Source organism: Okeania sp. SIO2F4, assembly GCF_010672385.1.
Taxonomy (GTDB): Bacteria; Cyanobacteriota; Cyanobacteriia; order Cyanobacteriales; family Microcoleaceae; genus Trichodesmium.
In genome coordinates, this window is record NZ_JAAHGT010001219.1 from 1 (window position 1) to 2,283 (window position 2,283).

Below are 2,283 nucleotides of genomic sequence, written 5' to 3' on the forward strand. Positions count from 1 at the left end.
TGCTGAAGTTATTGTCAGTTGAGCTTTCGTGAAGCGAATAAATATTTTTTGGTGACGAACGAGCGTGACGAATGAAACCAGACTATATGTAAATTTGTTTGCTAGGTTGCCTTGCAGTAGCTGGATTAAATTGAGTATCTATAAATTGCACTGGATCATAAGTATTAATCCACAGATGAGCGCCACAATCTGCTGGTTCGTAAGGTCGATAGACGATATAGCAAGGACCTGGAATATATAAGTCATAACCATAATCGTTTCGATTGCCATCCTTAACTGACAATACAGGTTCAAGTTGTTCAGGAGGTTTACCAAAATTACCTTTTATTTTGCTTTGATTAACATGAATCATTTTAGGTTTAGTAGATTGTTGCTTGCGCCAGATACCTTTCGGACCGCGCCGAGCCGGAATTATTCTAGGCATTCCACTCTGATTAACTGGAATTTCCCAGAATCTACCATTTTTTTTGGCTCCTTTAACTCTTCCTTGAGCCAGTAAAACTAATAAACGTTGACGGGAGATACCTAATAAAATAGATGCTTGTTTAGTACCCATGATTTTTTTTTCAACTGTTGGACAATAGTTAAGTTTACTTTAGTAGTATAAAATTAAATAAGTTACCTAAAAACAACTATAAATGAAATTCTTGGTTTTGTCTATGTCTAGGAACTTTTCTAGAGATGTCTATTGTTTTTCAGAGGAATGGTTACGGAAAATCGAAGTTTGCCTTTGTAGGTGTAGCTTGTGAAATAATAGTAAAAATTATTTGATTGAGCTATGACTTCTCCTAAAAGAAATCGGCGGAATTATATACCACAGCATTTTCAAGAGAGAATACAAGAAGCTAAAAATAAAGAGCTTAAGAAATTAGATTTAAGTGGTAGTTATTCTAATAGAGGTAATGCAAAATTAGATGAATCTCCTGATGATATTTGGAAATTAGAGAAGCTAGCTGAAGTTCTTGATGATATTTGGGAATTAGAGCAACTAGAAGTATTAAACTTAAGTCGTAATAAATTACAAAATATCCCAGAATCAATTTTTCAACTCACCAATTTAACTAAACTTGGTTTAAGTGATAATCAATTAACAGATATCCCAGAATCAATTTTTCAACTCACCAATTTAACTGAGCTTGATTTAAGTGGTAATCAATTAAAAAATATCCCAGAATCAATTTTTCAACTCACCAATTTAACTAAACTTGGTTTAAGTGGTAATCAATTAACAGATATCCCAGAATCAATTTTTCAACTCACCAATTTAACTGAACTTGGTTTAAGTAGAAATCAATTTAAAAGCATTCCCAAATCAATTTTTCAACTCACCAATTTAACTAAACTTGCTTTAAGAAGCAACCAATTTAAAAGTATTCCGGAATCAATTTCTCAACTTACGAATTTAACCGTGCTTAGTTTAGGTAGTAACCAATTTAAAAGCATTCCGGAATCAATTTCTCAACTCATCAATTTAACTAAGCTTGATTTAGGTGCAAATCAACTCCAAAGTATCCCAGAATCAATTTCTCAACTCACCAATTTAACTGAGCTTGATTTAGGTTTTAATCAATTAAAAAAAATTCCAGAATTAATTACAAAACTCCCAAGCTTAACTAAGCTTTATTTACATGATAATCAATTAACAACTATCCCAGAATCAATCACAAAACTTATTCATTTAACCAAGCTTGATCTCGGAGAAAATAAATTAAAAAATTTTCCAGAGTCAATAACTAAACTCACCAATTTAACTGAGCTTCGTCTCAATAGAAATAAATTAAAAAGTATCCCAGAGTCAATAACTAAGTTCACCAATTTAACTGATCTTGATTTAAGTAATAATCAATTAACAACTATCCCAGAATCAATAACTAAACTCACCAATTTAACTGAGCTTGATTTAAGTAATAATCAATTAACAACTATCCCAGAATCAATAACTAAACTCACTAATTTAACTTTTATTTATTTAGTAGATAATCCTCTGGAAACTCCACCAATAGAAATTGCTCAAAACGGGATAGAAGCAATTAGAGAATATATCCGACAAGAAAAAGAAGAAGGAATAGATTATATCTATGAAGCAAAATTACTAATCCTTGGAGAAGGCGGAGCAGGTAAAACAACTTTAGCTAATAAAATTCAAAATCCAGACTATCAACTACAAGATGAAGATACAACTAAAGGAATTGAAGTTTATGAGTGGAACTTTCAGACAAAAAACCAACACAACTTTCAGATGAATATTTGGGATTTTGGCGGACAAGAAATTTATCACGCTAC

At 31.6% G+C, this 2,283-nt stretch carries 2 protein-coding genes; one reads left to right on the forward strand and one right to left on the reverse strand.

Annotation, left to right across the window (positions count from 1 at the left end):
• Nucleotides 1-82: 82 nt before the first annotated feature.
• On the reverse strand, nt 83-556 hold the full coding sequence (locus F6K22_RS39040) for a hypothetical protein (protein ID WP_293110330.1): 474 nt from the start codon (nt 554-556) through the stop codon (nt 83-85).
• 222 nt (nt 557-778) lie between these two features.
• Between F6K22_RS39040 and F6K22_RS39045 the strand changes: the two genes are divergently transcribed.
• Nucleotides 779-2,283, forward strand: a 1,505-nt coding sequence (locus tag F6K22_RS39045; protein ID WP_293110332.1) for a leucine-rich repeat domain-containing protein, incomplete at its 3' end; no start/stop codon positions are given.